20 protein-coding genes are annotated in these 18773 nt (G+C 43.7%); 17 read left to right on the top strand and 3 right to left on the bottom strand.

Going from position 1 to position 18773, the window contains the following annotated elements:
- Window positions 1-96 precede the first annotated feature (96 nt).
- The gene (locus HMPREF9380_RS03620; protein WP_032907446.1) at window positions 97-1242 is read right to left on the bottom strand and encodes a cobalamin-independent methionine synthase II family protein; all 1146 of its coding nucleotides are present in this window, start codon (window positions 1240-1242) and stop codon (window positions 97-99) included.
- Between the two features lie 132 nt (window positions 1243-1374).
- Window positions 1375-1842 carry a GNAT family N-acetyltransferase gene (locus tag HMPREF9380_RS03625; RefSeq protein WP_002934091.1) on the bottom strand — a complete coding sequence of 156 codons (468 nt, stop codon included), beginning with the start codon at window positions 1840-1842 and terminating at the stop codon, window positions 1375-1377.
- 235 nt (window positions 1843-2077) lie between these two features.
- Between HMPREF9380_RS03625 and HMPREF9380_RS03630 the strand changes: the two genes are divergently transcribed.
- A complete protein-coding gene (locus HMPREF9380_RS03630) occupies window positions 2078-2548 on the top strand; it encodes an SP_0198 family lipoprotein (RefSeq protein ID WP_002934089.1) in 471 nt (156 codons plus the stop codon).
- Between the two features lie 181 nt (window positions 2549-2729).
- Window positions 2730-3767 carry a zinc-binding dehydrogenase gene (locus tag HMPREF9380_RS03635; protein ID WP_002934087.1) on the top strand — a complete coding sequence of 346 codons (1038 nt, stop codon included), beginning with the start codon at window positions 2730-2732 and terminating at the stop codon, window positions 3765-3767.
- Between the two features lie 90 nt (window positions 3768-3857).
- Here HMPREF9380_RS03635 and HMPREF9380_RS03640 read toward each other — a convergent pair whose 3' ends face one another.
- Window positions 3858-4583, bottom strand: a complete 726-nt coding sequence (locus HMPREF9380_RS03640) for a hypothetical protein (RefSeq protein WP_002934073.1) — start codon at window positions 4581-4583, stop codon at window positions 3858-3860.
- A 108-nt stretch (window positions 4584-4691) separates the two neighbouring features.
- Between HMPREF9380_RS03640 and HMPREF9380_RS03645 the strand changes: the two genes are divergently transcribed.
- From HMPREF9380_RS03645 to HMPREF9380_RS0111085, 15 genes are all read left to right on the top strand, one after another.
- A complete protein-coding gene (locus HMPREF9380_RS03645) occupies window positions 4692-5300 on the top strand; it encodes a TetR/AcrR family transcriptional regulator (protein WP_002934071.1) in 609 nt (202 codons plus the stop codon).
- A 67-nt stretch (window positions 5301-5367) separates the two neighbouring features.
- A complete protein-coding gene (locus HMPREF9380_RS03650) occupies window positions 5368-6429 on the top strand; it encodes an ABC transporter permease (RefSeq protein WP_002934068.1) in 1062 nt (353 codons plus the stop codon).
- Window positions 6430-7095, top strand: coding sequence for an ABC transporter ATP-binding protein (locus HMPREF9380_RS03655; protein WP_002904288.1), 666 nt, complete (start codon window positions 6430-6432; stop codon window positions 7093-7095).
- Between the two features lie 50 nt (window positions 7096-7145).
- Window positions 7146-7562 carry a GNAT family N-acetyltransferase gene (locus tag HMPREF9380_RS03660; RefSeq protein ID WP_002934067.1) on the top strand — a complete coding sequence of 139 codons (417 nt, stop codon included), beginning with the start codon at window positions 7146-7148 and terminating at the stop codon, window positions 7560-7562.
- 175 nt (window positions 7563-7737) lie between these two features.
- On the top strand, window positions 7738-8349 hold the full coding sequence (locus tag HMPREF9380_RS03665) for a TetR/AcrR family transcriptional regulator (protein WP_002934066.1): 612 nt from the start codon (window positions 7738-7740) through the stop codon (window positions 8347-8349).
- 18 nt (window positions 8350-8367) lie between these two features.
- Window positions 8368-10134 carry an ABC transporter ATP-binding protein gene (locus HMPREF9380_RS03670; protein ID WP_002934065.1) on the top strand — a complete coding sequence of 589 codons (1767 nt, stop codon included), beginning with the start codon at window positions 8368-8370 and terminating at the stop codon, window positions 10132-10134.
- On the top strand, window positions 10127-11872 hold the full coding sequence (locus HMPREF9380_RS03675) for an ABC transporter ATP-binding protein (RefSeq protein WP_002934060.1): 1746 nt from the start codon (window positions 10127-10129) through the stop codon (window positions 11870-11872). Before HMPREF9380_RS03670 ends, HMPREF9380_RS03675 begins: the two co-directional genes overlap by 8 nt.
- Window positions 11873-11970: 98 nt before the next feature.
- Window positions 11971-12945 carry a hypothetical protein gene (locus HMPREF9380_RS03680; RefSeq protein ID WP_002934059.1) on the top strand — a complete coding sequence of 325 codons (975 nt, stop codon included), beginning with the start codon at window positions 11971-11973 and terminating at the stop codon, window positions 12943-12945.
- Window positions 12946-13144: 199 nt separating this feature from the next.
- The gene (locus HMPREF9380_RS03685; protein ID WP_032907444.1) at window positions 13145-14413 is read left to right on the top strand and encodes a DUF2130 domain-containing protein; all 1269 of its coding nucleotides are present in this window, start codon (window positions 13145-13147) and stop codon (window positions 14411-14413) included.
- A 5-nt stretch (window positions 14414-14418) separates the two neighbouring features.
- Complete coding sequence (locus HMPREF9380_RS03690; RefSeq protein ID WP_002934057.1) at window positions 14419-14805, top strand: hypothetical protein; 387 nt, start codon at window positions 14419-14421, stop codon at window positions 14803-14805.
- Window positions 14802-15224, top strand: a complete 423-nt coding sequence (locus HMPREF9380_RS03695; RefSeq protein ID WP_002934056.1) for a GNAT family N-acetyltransferase — start codon at window positions 14802-14804, stop codon at window positions 15222-15224. Before HMPREF9380_RS03690 ends, HMPREF9380_RS03695 begins: the two co-directional genes overlap by 4 nt.
- A 2-nt stretch (window positions 15225-15226) precedes the next feature.
- The gene (locus HMPREF9380_RS03700) at window positions 15227-16024 is read left to right on the top strand and encodes a hypothetical protein (RefSeq protein WP_032907442.1); all 798 of its coding nucleotides are present in this window, start codon (window positions 15227-15229) and stop codon (window positions 16022-16024) included.
- 177 nt (window positions 16025-16201) lie between these two features.
- Complete coding sequence (truB, locus tag HMPREF9380_RS03705) at window positions 16202-17080, top strand: tRNA pseudouridine(55) synthase TruB (protein WP_002934054.1); 879 nt, start codon at window positions 16202-16204, stop codon at window positions 17078-17080.
- Between the two features lie 249 nt (window positions 17081-17329).
- Complete coding sequence (locus HMPREF9380_RS03710; protein WP_328270562.1) at window positions 17330-18259, top strand: bifunctional riboflavin kinase/FAD synthetase; 930 nt, start codon at window positions 17330-17332, stop codon at window positions 18257-18259.
- A gap of 111 nt (window positions 18260-18370) precedes the next feature.
- Complete coding sequence (locus HMPREF9380_RS0111085; RefSeq protein ID WP_002906786.1) at window positions 18371-18772, top strand: Spx/MgsR family RNA polymerase-binding regulatory protein; 402 nt, start codon at window positions 18371-18373, stop codon at window positions 18770-18772.
- Window position 18773: the final 1 nt, after the last annotated feature.

The raw sequence follows: 18773 nt of genomic DNA, 5'->3' as shown, positions 1-18773 counted from the left end.
GATGCAGATGAAACTGGAGTTCATCAAAGAAATCTATTCAGCCCACAATTGATTTTAAAATCATAGAAAAAAGCGGTCATACCGCTTTTTTGCTTATTATCCCCAGAATTTCTGGGCGATTTCTTGGCCTTGTTTAATTTTGGCCCATTGTTGCTCAATGGTGAGTTCGTTTCCAGAGTCACAAGAGGCGAAGCCGCATTGGTGGGAGAGCAGGAGACGCTCTTTTGGTAGAACGGTTGCTGCTTTCTCGAGGAGGTCTAGGACACGCTTTTCATCATCCAAGCCTGTCGTCTTACTAGAGAGCAGTCCTAAAACGACTTCTGCATTCTTGTCCTTCAAAGCTTCTAGGGCTGATACATCACCAGCTACATCGCTGTCCCACTCTAGGAAGTAGCGATCATAGTGTTGGTCGCGCAGGAATTTTTCCGCGATAGCTTCGTAGGTACCTTCAGCAGCAGAACGGCTTTCGTAGTTGCCACGGCAGTTGTGGGTCCAGACAGTCAGTCCTAGCTCATGAGCGTAGTCTACAACTTCGTTATTAATAGCGACAAACTCGTCTGCCAGGTCAGCCAGACTAGCATTGCCTTCAGCAAAGAAGCTGGCAGGATTGGACTCGTCAAAAAGCTCCCAGAGACAGTCGTCAAACTGGATAATCTGTCCGCCAGCAGCCTTATAGTCGTCCAAAAATTCCTTATAGGCCTGAATCAAACCTTTTTTCAAATCTTCATTGGTCTCATAAACTTGTCCTGGTCCCGCCAAGCGGTCAAAGACAGCTAACTCAGTATAAGCATGGGCAGGCCCCCAGACAGTCAGCTTGGTATCTTCACCAGCAGCCTCTTCCTTGACTAGCTTATAAATCTCGATAAAGTGGTGATTTTTACCAGAGAGTGGTCCTGTGATACGGATACCAATATCCTTACGGGTCTCGTATTGCCCACCGTCGTGGTCCTTGAAGGTATAACCGTGGTCAGCAATGTAGCGCTCGATTCCCTTAAGTCCCCAGACAAAGTCCAGATGCCACATAGACTTGGAGTATTCTCCATCCGTCAGGATGTCAATACCCTTAGCCTTTTGCTCAGCGATAATCTCCTTGATGTCAGCTGTCTCCGTCTCATGGTAGCCTGGGAAGCTGTCGTAGAAGGGGTATTGAATATCATCGTGGTGCTCAATTTCTGTTTTATACTGGCGCAGATTTTCTGGGCGCAGAAGAGATCCAACCAGTTGAAATTTTGATTTTGTCATAAGATTTCTCACTTTCATTAGGGATTATGGTCTATTGTATCGAAAATTCCTCGGCAAATAAAATAGTTAATTATACCGGTAGGGTATAGCCGAAAACTATTGCTAGCGCTTCCTGGAATTTGTCTTTCAAGATCAAAGAATCTTCTCCATCACTGTTTCCTGAGGTTGAAGTCCTAACCGCTCATAGAAACGCAGGGCTCCAACATTGTCGTTCCAAACATTGAGAGTCAGATTATAGCAACCGATTTCCCGAGCATAGTCTTCTGCAAAGCGATAAAGCTGCTCGCCGACCTTTTGCCCTCTGGCTTTCTCATCTACACATAAGTCCTCGATAAAAAGTGTCTTGATGGGATTGAGTACAGGACTGACAGGTTCCTTGATGGAGCAAAAGAGATGACCGAGGATTTCTCCGGATTCACTTTCAAAGACGAAAATAGGGGTGGACTCTTGACTCAGAATCTTCTCTAGCTCTTCATTGCTAAACTTGCTGCCCTTGGCCTTGAAAATGTCCGGACGAGCCTGATGATGGACAAGCAGAATTTGCTGAAGGAGTTCTTGGAGTGCAGGAATATCGCTGACTTGGGCTTTTCTGATTGGCATAATCTTCTCCTTTTATCTTTTATAGAATCATTATACGAGCGAAGGTCATTTTGTCAAGCGAGCTCGGAAATACTAACAGAACAAGTAGCGTCTAAATAGCAAATGTCAATCAGAGTGCGTCATTTCCTTTATATGTATTTTCCTTATAATAAAAACTGCTTTTTCTTGACAAATGAAACAGACAAGTGTAGAATATAAGTATAAACTACAAATGTAGAAAAAAGGAGAAAGCGATATGACTATTACAAAAAAAGCCTTTATCGGAATTCTATCTCTGACAGCAGCAGTCCTATTAGCTGCCTGCTCAGGCAATACCAACCAAGGAGGGAATACTAGTTCATCACAGAATACACAAGGCCAAACATCACAATCTGCACAAAATCAGACTTCGCAGTCATCAGCTGCATCATCCTCTAATCAGCCTTCATCATCATCAAATGCAGGGCAGGCTACTAATCTAGACGGGCGCTATCAAGCAACCGACCATGATGGTGACCAGCATGTCCTAGAAATCAATGGTACGACTGGTACTTGGACTGAGACCGAGGTAGATGGCAGTAAGGAAATCAAGCAGGTACAAGTTGATGCTGCTAACCAAAGACTGATGGTTGGTGATGATGCTAAAAGCTATCGCCAAAATGGCAATCAGCTGATTGTGGACGAATTGGATGATGATCCAGATACTCTGACCTTTACCAAGCAGTAAAGCGCTTCTCATTCTGCTCAGGACAACAGGATGAGCAGTGAGGGAATCAAACTAGGAAACTCTAAGAATGGAGTTTCCTTTTTTTATAAAAATTTTATCTTAAATGATGTCAAATATTTGACTTGAAGGGTGCTTTAAGTTGTATAATAGTTGCAATAAAGATATCAAAGGAGAAGAAACGATGAAATTGGCAGTTTATACAAAAGCGGGCCAAGTTGGGCTCGCTGACATTGATCGTCCGCAAATTATTGAGGAAGATGATGCCATTATTCGGATTGTTCGGACCTGTGTCTGTGGATCTGACTTATGGCGCTACCGCAGTCCAGATATTGAAGCAGGCCATCAAAATAGTGGGCATGAAGCGATTGGAATTGTCGAAGAAATCGGGGATGCAGTAACGACTGTTAAACCTGGCGATTTTGTTATTACTCCATTTACTCATGGATGCGGGCAATGTGATGCCTGTCGGGCAGGATTTGATGGCACTTGTGATTCTCATATTGGGAATAACTGGTCAAATGGGGTGCAAGCTGAATATATGCGCTTCGAATTTGCTAACTGGGCACTTATCAAAATTCCGGGTCAGCCTTCTGATTATACAGAAGGAATGCTCAAATCATTCTTGACACTGGCTGATGTCATGCCAACTGGCTACCATGCTGCGCGAGTGGCAGACGTCAAGCCTGGTGATAAAGTGGTCGTGATTGGTGATGGGGCTGTGGGACAATGCGCTGTTATCGCTGCTAAAATGCGTGGTGCTTCCCAAATCGTTCTTATGAGCCGTCACGAAGATCGACAAAAGATGGCCTTGGAATCCGGTGCGACAGCTGTTGTTGCAGAACGTGGCGAAGACGGAATTGCCAAGGTCCGTGAAATCCTTGGTGGTGGTGCAGATGCAGCTCTGGAATGTGTTGGAACAGAAGCAGCTGTTAATCAAGCTCTGGGAGTTCTTCACAACGGTGGTCGCTTAGGCTTTGTCGGTGTGCCACACTATAATAACCGAGCACTTGGTTCTACCTTTGCTCAAAATATTACAGTGGCAGGCGGAGCAGCCTCTGTCACGACTTACGACAAGCAAATCTTGCTCAAGGCAGTTCTTGACGGCGATATTAATCCGGGCAAGGTCTTTACTTCAAGCTACAAACTGGAAGATATCGATCAAGCTTATAAAGATATGGATGAACGCAAGACCATTAAGTCCATGATTGTCTTTGATTAGGTAAAGAAGAAAACAGCCTTGCTGCGGTCTCTTTAAGATGGCAGTAGGCTGTTTTTGCATGGCTTGGTAGTTCTTTTCATGAAAGGAAATTCATTCTTTATGCTCTTTGCACCAAGTTATCCATCTTGACCATTCGGCGGCAAGATGGAGCTGGTGTTCTTTGATAAGGCTGTCTGGACAAAGGCTGGGGAATTCAACGCAGAATCGGGCTTCTAAGCCTTTTTCTGTGTCGCGAAATTGATGGCGAATACCACCGATATTGCAACCATTCGCTAGACTGGCGGCACCGACAGTTTGGAAGGGATAAGACGCATCACGAGGCTCCTCTATCTCAGCTTCACCACCAAGGTCAAGAAAAAACTGTGTCGGCAGCGGGCTGTTTCCTGCCGTCTCAATGACTTCAAGTTTGTCCCCGTGTGGCTGCATGGCATAATGGTCTGGACAGGCACCAAGATTGACTCGTTTATGAACATTTGTCTTTTCTAACATCAACTTTTCTAGCATTATACTGAAAGAAGCGGCAGTCAGTCCACTTGCAAAAATCGTTACAACAGCTCTTTTTCGTGGTTTCTTGGACCATTTGGCCGCCCATTTCATTAAATATTGGCTCCATTTGAGTTTGGTTCCGATTTGCTGGATTAGCTCTTCGTATGTCAGCTTCATTTTTGCTTCCAGTAGGGCTTGGTCTAAAATCTCCGTGTTGTCAGTATTAGGTAGCTGTAGATTAAGAATCTTAGCTGCTTTATGGATTCTCTGCTTCCGCCAGTGCTCAATTCTTTCTTGACTGACTTCCTTTTGATTGATAATAATCTTCATTTTTAATCCTCTTGTTCTTGTCTTCTGCTTATATTTATTATATAGTGGGAGCTGGATGGTAGACAAGCATCAATTTTAGAGAGACTGTTGCATTTTGAGGTGAATGGCATGTATGAGAAAAAAAGAAGAAAGACAGAAAAGCAGATAGAGACTAGCTTGCTGCAGCTGATGAAGGAGCAGACTTTTGATACTATCAGTATTCGCCAGCTTATTGACTTAGTAGAGGTGAATCGCAGTACTTTTTATCGGCATTATTTGGATAAATATGATCTACTGGAGAAGATAGAAGATCGCTTGCTAGGTGATTTGCAGGTCTATTATCAAGAGTCTCTAGAATCTGCCTGCTTGTTCAAGTTAGAAAAGGATTTTAAAGTGGAAGACTATATCCATGAGAAACAAAATCTTTTTCATTTTTTTGAGCCTTACTTGGAAGACTTAGCCATTCTTTTGGGGCCAAATGGCAGTCCAACTAGTTTGCTGCGGTTGCAGGAAGCTTTGAGGGAGATTTTCTCGCAGAGTATTTCCTTGGCTGATCCACATTTAGAGGAGGTTGAGGTGGACTTGCTCCTGAATCATCAAGCCGCGTCCTTTATGGGAACCCTGACTTACTGGCTGGCTCATCCTTGCTATAAGGCTCAGCAAATGAGTGATTTTCATGCTAGGGTGACCGCTGTCGGTCTGGCGGGCTTTGTCAGAGAGCATATGGAGGGGGATTGACAGGATAGTTTTTCCAGCTTGCTTCTTTATGGTATAATAGTCTCGAATATCTCAAAGGAGGACAGCTTTGTTTTTAGCTTTTAAAGAGATTGTCTACAGTCGCGGACGCTATCGTTTAGTGGTTGCTGTGGTCTTTCTCATTACCTATATGGTTTTCTTTTTATCCAGTCTTTCCGTCGGTTTGGCTAGGCTCAATCGCTTGGCTTTGGACCAATGGCAGGCTGAGTCGATCGTTTTGTCAGAGTACGCCAATAAGAATCTAATAGCTTCGACTCTCAAGGAAGAAGAGTATAGCCGCCTGTTTCAAGGGGACTCAATTGCGGCTTTGGGACAGACGTCAGCAGTGGCCAATTATGAAGATGGGGCTGATAAACTCAATGCTCAGGTTTTTGGTCTCTCTTGGGATAGTTTTCTAGCGCCTGACATTATTGAGGGACGTCCTGCGGAGAATGCTTATGAAGTCATTGTGGATAAGCGTCTCCAGCAAAAAGGTGTCAAACTAGGCGACCAGCTTCAGCTCAATGGCAGTGAGCGCCTCTATCAGGTTGTTGGTTTCACAGAGGATAATAGCTTCTTTACGCAACCTGTAATTTTTATGGATCTAGATGATTTCAGGGAATTAAAGTACGGCTCAAGTCAGGTTAAGAATATCAGCGCACTTGTGGTCAAGGATGGTCAGAAGATTGAAGAAGCAGGACTTAGTCAGCTCCCTATGAGTGATTTTATAGAAAATATCCCTGGTTATCAGCCTCAGGTACTGACTTTTTCCTTTATGATTGGGGCCATGGTTCTGATTACATTTTTGGTATTGGGAATTTTCATGTACATCATTACCATCCAAAAGACGCATCTTTACGGTATTATGCGCGCCCAAGGAATTGCGAGTGGGAAGATTATTGCCTCTATTTTTTGGCAGATTTTCATCCTGTCCACTCTGGGAATCAGTTTAGCTGTCTTGGCTCTCTTGGGAACCCAGCTAGTCTTGCCGGCTTCTATGCCTTTTTACAGTGACTGGCGAGCTTATGCTGGTTTAATTATCCTCATTATTTTCATGTCACTGGCTGGCGGACTTTTGTCCATTCATCGGGTTCTGAAAATTGACCCTATCACAGCGATTGGAGGTGAGTAAATGTCAATCATAGAACTAAAAGGGGTTACAAAAGAATATGGTCAGGGGCATACGCTGGTCCAAGCCCTGAAACCAACTGATTTCCGATTGGAAGCGGGGCAGTTTGTAGCTATTATTGGGCCGTCAGGCTCGGGTAAAACAACCTTTCTTACTTTGCTAGGGCATTTGCAAACTCCCTCAAAAGGACAGATTCTGCTGCATGGGAAAGATACTTCCCAGCTCAAGGAAAAGGAACGAGCTGCTCTACGCTTCAATGATTTTGGCTTTATTTTGCAGGCTTCCAATCTCATTCCTTTTTTGAAAATTGAAGACCAGTTCCAGCTGATTGACCGCTTATCTAAAAAGGAAAGAACAGATCTAGACAGTCTGATTGAGTTGCTGGATCTTAAAGGAACTCTCAAGCAGTATCCGAAAGAATTGTCCGGCGGGGAACGGCAGCGGGCTGCTATTGCTCGAGCACTTTACAATAGCCCAGATATTATCTTGGCTGATGAGCCGACAGCTAGTCTGGATACGGAGCGGGCCAAGCGCGTGGTCCATTTGCTCAAAGAGGTGACCCAGAAATTCCATAAGAGTGTGGTCATGATTACTCATGATACCCGCTTGCTGGACGAGGTTGACAAGGTCTATGAGATGCAAGACGGAGTACTGACTCAAGTTCGATAAAGCGTTAGAAGCTTTAGGCAATCAAACAGAAAAAAAACAAGGAGATAGCCATGATTCATTATAAAATAAATCCTCAGCTAGATTTTGCGGCAGTGCTAGACCTCTACGCTTCGGTGGGTTGGAGCAATTACACCAATCGTCCTCAGCAGTTAGAGCAGGCTTTCCATCAGTCCTTGTCTGTGATGGCGGCCTATGACGAAGACAAGTTGGTTGCTTTGATCCGAGTGGTCGGAGATGGGCTTACCATTGTCTTTATTCAGGATTTGTTGGTGTATCCGCAGTACCAGCGTCAGGGGATTGGCCGGAGCCTTCTTCAGCAGACGTTGGAAAGATTTAAGAATGTTTACCAAATCCAGTTGGCAACGGAGCAGTCAGATAAAAATCTAGCTTTTTATCGAGAGCTCGGCTTTCGCCGACAGGAAGATTTCGACTGTACTGGCATGATTTATGCACCCAATAAAAAATAAAATTCTAGAGGAGCTTGTTCGCAAGCTCCTTTTGCCATGTTTACAGGAGGAAAAGGAATAGAACTAGACCGATGAAAATATTTCTCGATCTCTTTTGTTTTTCCTTGACAGTTAAATTGTCAGAATTTATAATAAAAGAAGAAAGATGATAACAGTGTTATCAAATTAAAAAACCATGAAAAAAGAAACAGATGAGTTAAACGAAAAAATCTTGGAAAGCGCGAGGAGTGAGTTCTTAGCTTATGGCTATCAGAATGCTTCACTGCGGAGAATTTGTCGCGCTGCTGGCTTGACGACTGGGGCTCTTTATAAGCGCTATGAGGGTAAGGACAGTCTCTTTACAGCTCTGCTTGATCCTACTCTGACAGCCTTAGATCAGTATGGACAAGAGCAGAAGCGACGTGACTATGCTTTCCTAGAAGAGGGACACCTGTCTGATATGTGGGCCCATCGCTTGGAAGATCTCCAGTCCCTGATGAGGATTCTCTATGAGCATAAGGATATTATGCAGCTCTTGCTCTTTAAATCTCAGGGTTCTTCGCAAGCGGACTTCAGGATGCGTCTGCCTCATTTGGCAGCAGACGAGACTTATCGCTATTTGGAGCTAGCTTACAAAGAGGGGAAGATCAATCATTTGGTCAAACACGAGTTTCTGCGATCGTGCATGACAGCTTATTACACAGCTGTATTTGAGCCCTTGGCTCAAGACTGGCCCCAAGAGCAGGCGCTGGAATTTTGCCATTCCATCATGGACTTGTTTGACTGGGGAGGTTTGCTAGGTTTTTGATAGAAAGAAGGAAGTTCTATGAAGAAAAAATCTGTTCTTACTTGGATCTGGGACTTTGTTTCCCTTCATAAGACATATTTTGTGCTCAGTCTGATCTTTGCCTTTGCTTCTGTGATTTCAGGATTTCTACCTTATTTCTTTATTGGTGGAATGATTAATCAGCTCTTGGCTGGCAATAAAAACTGGAATTTCTACTTGCAGCAGTCAGTTTGGGCAGGTCTGGCCTGGATTGGCTACTGGGGATTTCACGGTATTTCCACCATGCTGTCGCATACGGCTACTTTTAAGATTCTAGCGGAAATGCGGCGCCGCCTGACAGACAAGCTAGCTAGGCTGCCTCTAGGTACAGTGCTTAGTCAGTCATCAGGCAGTTATAAAAACATTATCGTTGAGCGGGTGGATGCGACCGAAACGACCTTGGCTCACCTGATTCCAGAGTTTACTGCTGGGATTTTTGGTCCGATTATTGTTCTCATTGCCATGCTGGTCATCGATTGGCGGCTGACCTTGCTGTCTCTCCTGACTATTCCCATCGTGGCGCTGGCCTATATGCGGATGGCTGTCAATAGCGAAGCAGACTATCAAAATACTCTGGTCAAGACCAAAAAACTCAATGATACAGCGGTGGAATACATCAATGGGATTGAGGTTATCAAGGTTTTTGGCAAGGAAAAATTTTCTTATGATAAGTTTGTTACGGCTGCTAGAGAAGGAGCAGACTGCTTTATTGAGTGGATGCGCAAGTTCAATCTGGAGATGGGCATTGTGACTGCTTTTCTGCCATCAGGCTTGCTCTTTCTGCTGCCGGCTGGCTGTTATTTCTATCTGCAAGGCAGTTTGACTGCCAGCAATTTTATTCTGATGATTATTCTTTCGCTCAGTCTTCTGACTCCTCTGATTTTAGTGGCTAGTTACATGGACGATTTACGGAAAATCAGCACTATTTTTGGGCAAGTCATTGATATTTTGGAAAAGCCTGATTTGAAAAGGCCTCAGGAGCTGCGAGAACTTCCAAAAGGAAGGGATCTGGTCATGACAGATGTCAGCTTTGGCTATACAGATGAAGAGGAAGTACTGCATGGTATTTCGCTAGATATTAAGGCTGGCAGCATCAATGCTTTAGTCGGCCCATCAGGCTCAGGTAAGTCTACAATTGCCAAGCTTCTAGCTTCTTTCTGGGATGTCAGTTCTGGTCAGATTACCTATGGTGGCTTGGACATTCGTCAGCTTCCGCTAGACTATTACAGTCGGCAGATTGCTTACGTGACCCAGGATAACTATCTCTTTGACGAGACTATTATGGAAAATATCCGGATGGGAAATCCAGCAGCTTCTGATGAAGAGGTCATAGAAATTGCCCGTCGCTGTGGCTGTTATGACTTTATCATGAACTTAGAAGACGGCTTTGGAACTCAAGTAGGCTCTGGCGGCAGTCATCTATCTGGTGGGGAGCGTCAGCGGATTGCCATCGCCCGTGCCATGCTTAAGGATGCGCCGATTCTTATTTTGGATGAAGCGACTGCTTATACAGATCCGGAAAATGAAGCACGGATCCAGTCCAGTCTAGCTCGTTTGATTGAGGGACGGACCTTGATTGTCATTGCCCACAGGCTGTCTACTATTATGAGTGCAGACCAGATAGTCTTGGTCAATGATGGTCGGATTGAAGCTAGAGGTCGGCATGAAGAATTGCTGGCAGCCAGTCCGCTTTATGCTTCTATGTGGCAGGCCCATATAGCTACTAGGGATAGTGATGAGATGGAAGGAGGGCTGACTCATGCTTAATATACTGAAGAAATTCTTTGATTTCTGTACGGCCGAGGACCGTAGGAAATTTTATCAATCCATTTATCTGGGCATCATCAAGTCCTTTATCATTGCTCTGCGTATTCCAGCAATCGGCCTAGTCGTTATGGGACTGATTGAGAAGAATCTCTCTATGCAGACTTTCTGGCTGGCTCTGGGTATCATGTTGGTATCCACTGTTCTAAACGTCTGGATTACCCTGAAAATCACCATGCTGCAGACGGAGGCGGGCTATCATACCTGTGCTCAGAAGCGGATTGAAATTGCCGAGCACATGCGCTATCTACCCATAGGTTACTTTAATCAAAATAGCTTGGGCAAGATTACCAGTGTTACGACCAATACGCTGGAAGGGTTGTCTGATGTAGCTACGCGAGTGGTTATGATGACTGTGCAGGGCTTTCTGACGACTGGGCTCATAACCGTTTTGGTCTTTCTCTATGACTGGCGGGTTGGACTAGTTCTTTTGGTGGGTCTTGTCCTCTTTCTCCTGCCCAATACCCTCATGCGTTGGCAAGTTGGCAAGGTTTCTGATGCCAAGTATCAGGCGGATATGGACCTAGTAGCCGTTGTTTTGGAGTACAGCCAAGGAATTGCTGAAGTAAAGAACTACAATCTGGTCAACCGTTCTGCCAAGAAGCTGTCCAAGGCTATTGAAGGCAAGAGTCAGCTAGATACCAAAATGACACTTGTGACCTCACCTTACATTGCCCTCCAGGGCATGGTGACTAAGCTGACCGGTCTCTTTATGGGGCTTTTCTCTATCTACTTTTATCTCAATGGCAGTATGGAGCTTCTGGTAACCATTATGATGATTGTCAGTGGTTTTATGATTTATGAAAATCTAGACGGCGTTGGCTCTTTCTCTTCTCTCCTGCGCATTGTTGATTTGTCGGTTGATATGGTCAATCAAGTCTTGGCTATCCAGCCGATGGACATCAGTGGTCAGGATATTGAGCCTAAGAGCAGTCGTATTGAGCTGAGAGATGTTAGCTTCTCTTATGGAAATAAGAAAATCATTGACCGAGTTTCCCTCACCATTCCAGAAAAAACGACAACTGCCTTGGTCGGACCATCTGGATCAGGCAAAACAACGCTTTGCAACCTCATTGCCCGCTTCTGGGATGTGGACCAGGGAAGTATTAGTCTAGACGGGCATGATGTTAGGGAATACAGCTATGACAGCCTGATTCGTAATTTCAGCTTTGTCTTTCAAAGCGTCTATCTCCTTGAGGATACCATTGCTAATAACATTCGTTTTGGCAAGCCGGAGGCCAGTCAGGAAGAAGTGATAGAGGCTGCCAAGAAAGCAGCCTGTCATGACTTTATCCTCTCACTGCCTGATGGCTATGATACCAAGATAGGTGAAGGAGGTGCTAGTCTTTCTGGAGGTGAGCGTCAGCGCATTTCCATTGCTCGGGCTATTATCAAGGAGGCGCCTATTATCATTCTGGATGAAGCAACAGCCAATGTTGACCCAGAAAACGAAGAAGCCCTCATGCAGGCTATTCAGGCTCTGACTCGCGATAAGACCATTATCATGATTGCCCACCGACTCAAGACGGTTGAGCATGCAGACCAGATTTTGGTGCTGGATCAAGGCCGCATTGTCGAGCAAGGGAAACACCAAGACTTACTAGTCAAACAAGGCATTTACAGTAAGTTTATCCAAGAAAGAAAAACAGCCGCCAGCTGGCGGATTGAGATGGAGGAGTGATAACCTGAAACAGCAGGCCGTTTGGCTTGCTGTTTTTCATCTGAGAAAAGAATGGTATAATAAAACTATCTTTGCTAATCAAAATAAGAGGGGGACCCATGTTTAAATCGAAAAAGTGGATTTTTATTCTTTTCATTGTTATTGCCCTTCCGATTCTTATTATAAATCTACCATTTTTGACTAAGCCTCAATATAGTAACGATGGTAAGTTTATTCTTGAACATCAAGATTCTATCAAAAAAGAAATTATCGAAAACTTGGATTTCGAAAAGAAACGCATAAAATCTGTGACACTTTTGCCAGGTTCTGCTAGCGGAGAGTATGACAATGGCGGTGACGTGAGTGGGAATTATCATATCTATTTTTCAGCCTATGTCAATGATAATAAAGAACAATCATTAAGAACTGAATTGTCTTTTCCAGATGCTGGCATTGCACCCTTTACTTTTATCCATCCTAACCCTTATAAAGACAAAAGTCAGGATATGAGTACCTGGTATATGGGCGAAATTGAAATATCGGAAGACTCTTCTTGGGATTGGAAGCGAGAGCAGGATGAGGCAAAGGAAGCCGTGTATAATTTTTCGAATGCTCTTGCTGACTCAGGAGAGAATATCGTGTATCGAGTTCAAAAAGAAAGGGCGACTCGTTTCTTTAATGAATGGCTGCAAGTACATCAGGAAAATTTCAAATCAGCGATTCAATCAGAACTGTATAGGGAACTTCCAGAACTCGAACAATCATTGGGAGAGATTCAAAGTATTCGTCTGAGTGAATATCAAGCCTATTTTCCATCTTCTTCTAGAGAACTTAGTTTTGATATATCCTTTGAAAAATACCCTGAAGAAGTTGCAACCATAAAAGGAGTGGTTCGTTCTCAGAGTGAACAATCTATCTTTCAAGATTCTTCAGCGTCTGCATCTATAAGTTTTGACAATGGACGTTTTGTCATTGATTCTGAGAATGATTCAAAGCTATATTCCATTTTTAGTAAGAGTAGACTAGGAAGCAGTGCAGGGAACATATCTTATTACCTCCCAGAGGATCATGGACATAGCATTTTAATTCCGTGAAAATCGAGCAAGCCGTTTGGCTTGCTGTTTTTCATTTATTGGCAGGAATGGTATAATAGTTGATAGTTGTGAGAAGTAGATTAGTGTATTTGGGAGAATATTGAAAAAAGAATAACAAAGAATAAATGATAGCGATATAATCTATCAACTTGGAAAAGAAAAGGAATAAAATTTTTAATTTTAAATGAAGAGGTACCCCATGAATGAAATCAAATGCCCCAACTGCGGGGAGGTTTTTACTGTTAATGATAGCCAGTACAGTGAGCTTTTGTCGCAGGTTCGGACTGCAGAGTTTGACAAGGAGATTCATGCTCGGATTGAGCAGGAACTGGCTTTAGCAGAGCAAAAATCCCAGAATGCCCAACAAGCTCTGCTATCGCAGAAAGAGCAGGAAATTAGCAACCTTCAAAGTCAAATTGCTCAGTTTGAGACCCAGCAGGAATTGGCAAAGAAAGAGGCGGAGCAGGCAGCTAGTCTTCAATTGCAGGAGAAGGAAAAGGAAGTTCAGCAATTGGAAAGTCAGTTGACTACTCTGCGCTTGGAGCATGAAAATCAACTGCAAAAGACCTTATCTGCGCTGGAAAAAGAGCGAGACGAGGTTAAGAATCAGCTAGTCTTACAAGAAAAGGAAGCAGCGCTGGCTCAGACCTCCCTCAAAGAGCGCTATGAGGTAGAGCTACGGCAGAAAGATGAGACCATAGAGTTTTACAAGGATTTCAAAGCCAAGCAATCTACTAAGATGATTGGCGAGAGTTTGGAACAGCACTGCGAGTACGAGTTTAACAAGAACCGCATGGCTATGTTCCCACGAGCTGAGTTTGGCAAGGACAATGATGCCAGAACCGGTAGCAAGGGTGACTACATTTACCGTGAGGTGGATGAAAATGGTGTAGAAATCCTCTCCATCATGTTTGAGATGAAAAATGAAGGCGATGAGACAGCGACCAAGAAGAAAAACGAGCATTTCTTCAAAGAGTTGGATAAGGATCGGCGGGAGAAAGGCTGTGAGTATGCCATTTTGGTGACACTTCTTGAGACTGACAGCGAGCTCTACAATTCGGGTATTGTCGATGTATCCTATGCCTATGAGAAGATGTATGTTATCCGGCCTCAGTTCTTTCTGCCCATGATTACCCTCCTGCGTAATGCTGCGCTCAACTCGCTCCAGTATAAGCAGGAACTGGCCTTGGTGCGGGAGCAGAATATTGATATTACACATTTTGAGGAAGATTTGGATGCCTTTAAAGTAGCTTTCGCCAAGAACTATCAGTCCGCTTCGACCAACTTTGGCAAGGCTATCGAGGAGATTGATAAGGCCATCCGCCGGATGGAAGAAATCAAGAAATTCCTGACGACCTCTGAAAACCAGCTACGATTGGCAAACAACAAACTGGACGATGTCTCTGTCAAAAAATTGACACGTAAAAACCCTACCATGAAAGCTAAGTTTGAAGCTTTGAAAGAGTGAGAAAAATGGACTTAACAACCCGTTGGATACAATCAACCAAATTTGCTGAGATTGATCGAATTATAGAAAGACTGCCACAAGAAGGGAAGGAAATTTTTTATCAGCAATGGCAGGCTGCTTCTTCAGAATTACGTAAAGAAATTTGGATTGAACGAGGCAAACAAGTACTGTTAGCTAATGTAGTTTATTTTTTAGTACTTTGCTATTTAGTCTTTTTTCAAGGGATGTCCTTATCTGTTAAGGATTTACCTTATCTTGGACTGGGTTTGTTAGTTTTTTCAGGGATTGGATTTATGGACGATGAAGAGCCGACTGACTTGGTTATTAAGAAAAAACGTCAGATAGCGGTAACTATTTATAAGCAGTATTTTGAAAGAAAAATAGAAAAATGATAGATCAATTGACTGTTCAAGAATATCAGAAAGAAGACACAAAAGTTCTGCCGCCCCTGTATAAAGTATTGGGCTATTCAGCAGAAAAAGATGAATTGCAAAGCAGACTCAGGGATATTCTTGTTAATCCAGCTTACGGTTGTTTAGTTGCTGAGAAAGAATCTCAGATTCTTGGCTTTATTGGCTATGCCAAGCTTTACTTTTTCGTGTCCACAGCTTTCTACTATCAGATCTTAGCTCTGGCGGTCAGTCGAAATCCCAGGCGGCAAGGAATTGCGACATCTCTGATGGACAAGGTCAAGAAGATAGCTAGTCAAGATGGTGCCAATGATGAACGGTTAGCTGCGTATGCTTTTTACCAAAATTATGTCTTTCGTCAGACTAGCCTAGCTTTTTGCGAGGAACGTAGAGGAGGATGAGCATGGGAAAGAAAAAAGCTAAGACTAGACCGGAAATACCGAAGAAGCCCGACCTCAGCCCTGCTATGCAGGCCCTTTTAGAAGAGGCTTATACCCTGTTTAAGTGCGAATTGCACTTTCCTCTGACCCTTTGTACCTGCCCTGTCTGCCTCTCCGAGGAGAATCTCAGAGCTTTGCAAACCACACCTGTCAGGGAACTGAGTGAGGCGTTAATCTATGAATACCTCAATGCGGTGGTTAATAAGAGTGATGACGACTACCAAATCAGGCATTTTCTGCCTCGGATTTTAGAGATGATTGCTCACTACATTGAAATCAGAGTCGATGACTCTCTTAATCTGGATCGGTGTCACTTTGAAAGTGACAGTTGGAAGCCACAGGAGTTAGATTTTATGCGGCGCTTCTCACGTCAGTTTATCCTTGATACGATTAATTTTAGACCCAGTCAAGCTGATGGTGTAGCGGTTTATTTGGTTATGTTTGATCTGGCTGGCCTTGAAACCAGCCATTTGCTAGATAAGAGTCTTTGGCTGGAGGAAGCTGATCCCATCAAGGCACTACTTGCTCTGGACGAGATTTACTACTATTACACCAAGGATTATGCCCGCTTTAACTATATTTTTTCGGACAATCCTGCCTTTAACCATCAGATGACAGATTGGCTGAACAGTCGGGAACTGGCTCAAGGTTTTTTTCCGATATTGGAAAATGTTCTCCTATCGGAGGAAGAAATGGTGACTACTGAGGACTACCGCCTTGAACAGCTTTATCAGATTTTTGAAAGTCGGATAGAAGTGTGACTGTTTCGTTATGTCTTTCTAGTCAATCATTAGCATTCATATAAACTGATGGAATTTTTGGAGAAAATCAAGAACAGAAAGTGACTGCTGATTAAGGCTCAGACCTGTCAAGAATATGATGCAAGAGCAGACAAGGATTTCCAAAAGAGAGTTTTAGTATTTTTAGAAAGTTAATCAATGAACGGAATTATCAACTTAAGAAAAGAAGCGGGCATGACCTCGCATGATGCGGTATTTAAGCTGCGCAAGATTTTAAAAATCAAGAAAATCGGTCATGGGGGAACCTTGGATCCAGATGTAGTAGGGGTGCTTCCGATTGCAGTCGGCAAGGCGACACGCTTGGTCGAGTTTATGCAGGAGGAAGGCAAGGTCTACGAGGGGGAGATTACCCTGGGCTGCTCAACAACCACAGAGGATGCCAGTGGAGACATCCTAGAGCGGACGCCGGTGACAGAGCTTTTAGAAGAAGCCCTTATCGATGAAGTGATGGAGTCTATGACTGGTGAGATTCGCCAGATTCCGCCCATGTACTCTGCAGTCAAGGTCAATGGCCGCAAGCTTTATGAGTATGCAAGAGCGGGTCAAGAAGTGGAGCGGCCAGAGCGACAGGTGACCATCTATAGTTTCGAGCGCACCAGTCCGATTTCCTACGAAGATGAACAAGCCCGCTTTTGTTTTCGAGTCAAATGTAGCAAGGGGACCTATGTCCGAACCCTGTCTGTTGACTTGGGAGCCAAATTTGGCTTTGCCAGTCATATGTCCCAGCTGACACGGACTTCCTCAGCAGGTATGAGCTTAGATGATGCCTTGACCTTGGATGAAATAGCAGAGCGAGTAGCAGTAGATGATTTCTCCTTCCTCCAACCACTCGAATTAGGAATCGGAGATTTAGTGAGAGTTGAGCTCTCAGACGAGCAGGTCGAGGATGTGAGAAACGGTCGTTTTATCAGCTTGATGTCAGATGAAGCTGAGCTAGCTGGCTTTTATAAGGAGAAGTTAGTAGTCGTTTTGGAAAAGCGGGAAGCAGCCTACAAGCCCCGCAAAGTCTTCCTTTAATATTAACAGTAGAATTGTCAAAAGATTGTTATTCTTTTGTAATATGAAATGTGCGCTTGCATGTTATAATAATTTCATTAAACCTCACAAAAGGACAGCAACTGCACAACTGCTGTCCTTTTGTTTTACATTTTTCAGCTTTTGACAAACGTCCTGCATTAGAACGGTAAAAATCTTTTTGAATATTTTGCGGTTTCGAGCGGAACGGATATTGTAAAAATAGCAAATGCGTAGTAAAATAGAGAAATGATGATAACCAAGAGAATTATAGATGAAAAAGGGATTGATCAGACAGAAGATACGGTCCTTGTTCTAGGCTATTTCGATGGGCTGCATAAGGGCCATCAGGCACTCTTTGAGAAAGCGAGAGAGATTGCCGATAAGCAAGGTCTAAAGATTGCCGTGATGACTTTCCCAGAGTCTCCTAAGCTGGCCTTTGTCCGCTATCAGCCTGAGCTCATTCTGCATCTGGCTAGTCCTGAAGACCGAATGGCACAGCTGGAAAGTCTGGGTGTTGACTATCTTTACCTGATTGATTTTACTAGCCATTTTGCGGGGAATACAGCTCGGGACTTTTTTGAGAAGTACGTGTCTCGTCTGCGTGCCAAAGCCGTGGTAGCTGGCTTCGACTATCATTTTGGCTCAGACCGCAAAGAGTCACATGAGCTGAGAGATTATTTTAATGGCAAGATTGTTATCGTTCCCTCGGTTAATCTGGATAATCGGAAGATTTCTTCCACTCGGATTCGGGAGACGATTGCTGTCGGAGATATGCTGAAAACACATGAGCTGCTTGGCTACCCTCTGTCTACTCGTGGCATTGTGGTTCATGGCAATGCCAGAGGACGGACGATTGGCTATCCAACAGCCAATCTAGCTCCCTTGGATCGAGTCCTTCTTCCAGGAGATGGCGTCTATGTAGCAGACGTTGAGCACAATGGTCAGCGCTATCGTGGTATGGCTAGTGTTGGGAAAAATGTAACTTTTGACGGTGATGAACTCCGTTTTGAGGTCAATATCTTTGATTTTTCTCAGGACATCTATGGCGATACCATTCGGATTTTCTGGCTGGATAAGATTCGCGAGATGGTTAAGTTTGATGGTATTGACAGCTTGATTGCTCAGCTGCAGAGTGATGAACGGATCGCTAGAAGTTGGACTGGTTATCGAAATAGTTGAAAAATTTATATTTTCATGACATTCGGCAGTAATTTTCAAAAAAATATAGTCAAGCCAAATAAAATTTAGTATAATAGAGGTAGTTATTATACAGAATTAGAAGAGAAACGCATGATTACATTATTTTTATCGCCGAGTTGTACTTCTTGCCGTAAGGCGCGTGCTTGGCTGCTAAATCATGAAGTGCCCTTTCAGGAACATAATATCATGACGAGCCCTCTGTCAGCTCCCGAATTGCAACACATTCTTTCTTTGACAGAGAACGGTACAGACGACATTATTTCAACTCGCTCAAAAATTTTTCAGAAATTAGATTTGGATGTGGAGGATTTGTCCATTTCAACCTTGATTCAGTTGATTGAGGAAAATCCCAGTCTTTTGCGACGCCCAATTATTTTAGACGGCAAACGGATGCAAATCGGCTTTAACGAGGATGAAATTCGTGCTTTCCTACCTCGTAGTTATCGTAAGGAAGAGTTAAGATCCGCAACCATGCGGGCAGATATTCAGTAAA

Source organism: Streptococcus sanguinis SK49, assembly GCF_000212815.1.
GTDB lineage: Bacteria > Bacillota > Bacilli > Lactobacillales > Streptococcaceae > Streptococcus > Streptococcus sanguinis_C.
The sequence above is the reverse complement of the archived record's forward strand: the minus strand, read 5'-3'. Positions and strand labels throughout refer to the sequence as shown.

What these genes read in the sequence shown, in the direction of transcription:
- HMPREF9380_RS03675 (WP_002934060.1), top strand. Translation starts at nt 10,127, where the DNA reads ATGCTTAATATACTGAAGAAATTCTTTGATTTCTGTACGGCCGAGGAC.
- HMPREF9380_RS0111085 (WP_002906786.1), top strand. Translation starts at nt 18,371, where the DNA reads ATGATTACATTATTTTTATCGCCGAGTTGTACTTCTTGCCGTAAGGCG.
- truB (WP_002934054.1), top strand. Translation starts at nt 16,202, where the DNA reads ATGAACGGAATTATCAACTTAAGAAAAGAAGCGGGCATGACCTCGCAT.
- HMPREF9380_RS03645 (WP_002934071.1), top strand. Translation starts at nt 4,692, where the DNA reads ATGTATGAGAAAAAAAGAAGAAAGACAGAAAAGCAGATAGAGACTAGC.
- HMPREF9380_RS03640 (WP_002934073.1), bottom strand. Translation starts at nt 4,583, where the DNA reads ATGAAGATTATTATCAATCAAAAGGAAGTCAGTCAAGAAAGAATTGAG.
- HMPREF9380_RS03625 (WP_002934091.1), bottom strand. Translation starts at nt 1,842, where the DNA reads ATGCCAATCAGAAAAGCCCAAGTCAGCGATATTCCTGCACTCCAAGAA.
- HMPREF9380_RS03630 (WP_002934089.1), top strand. Translation starts at nt 2,078, where the DNA reads ATGACTATTACAAAAAAAGCCTTTATCGGAATTCTATCTCTGACAGCA.
- HMPREF9380_RS03710 (WP_328270562.1), top strand. Translation starts at nt 17,330, where the DNA reads ATGATAACCAAGAGAATTATAGATGAAAAAGGGATTGATCAGACAGAA.
- HMPREF9380_RS03635 (WP_002934087.1), top strand. Translation starts at nt 2,730, where the DNA reads ATGAAATTGGCAGTTTATACAAAAGCGGGCCAAGTTGGGCTCGCTGAC.
- HMPREF9380_RS03700 (WP_032907442.1), top strand. Translation starts at nt 15,227, where the DNA reads ATGGGAAAGAAAAAAGCTAAGACTAGACCGGAAATACCGAAGAAGCCC.
- HMPREF9380_RS03680 (WP_002934059.1), top strand. Translation starts at nt 11,971, where the DNA reads ATGTTTAAATCGAAAAAGTGGATTTTTATTCTTTTCATTGTTATTGCC.
- HMPREF9380_RS03670 (WP_002934065.1), top strand. Translation starts at nt 8,368, where the DNA reads ATGAAGAAAAAATCTGTTCTTACTTGGATCTGGGACTTTGTTTCCCTT.
- HMPREF9380_RS03660 (WP_002934067.1), top strand. Translation starts at nt 7,146, where the DNA reads ATGATTCATTATAAAATAAATCCTCAGCTAGATTTTGCGGCAGTGCTA.
- HMPREF9380_RS03620 (WP_032907446.1), bottom strand. Translation starts at nt 1,242, where the DNA reads ATGACAAAATCAAAATTTCAACTGGTTGGATCTCTTCTGCGCCCAGAA.
- HMPREF9380_RS03655 (WP_002904288.1), top strand. Translation starts at nt 6,430, where the DNA reads ATGTCAATCATAGAACTAAAAGGGGTTACAAAAGAATATGGTCAGGGG.
- HMPREF9380_RS03685 (WP_032907444.1), top strand. Translation starts at nt 13,145, where the DNA reads ATGAATGAAATCAAATGCCCCAACTGCGGGGAGGTTTTTACTGTTAAT.
- HMPREF9380_RS03695 (WP_002934056.1), top strand. Translation starts at nt 14,802, where the DNA reads ATGATAGATCAATTGACTGTTCAAGAATATCAGAAAGAAGACACAAAA.
- HMPREF9380_RS03665 (WP_002934066.1), top strand. Translation starts at nt 7,738, where the DNA reads ATGAAAAAAGAAACAGATGAGTTAAACGAAAAAATCTTGGAAAGCGCG.
- HMPREF9380_RS03690 (WP_002934057.1), top strand. Translation starts at nt 14,419, where the DNA reads ATGGACTTAACAACCCGTTGGATACAATCAACCAAATTTGCTGAGATT.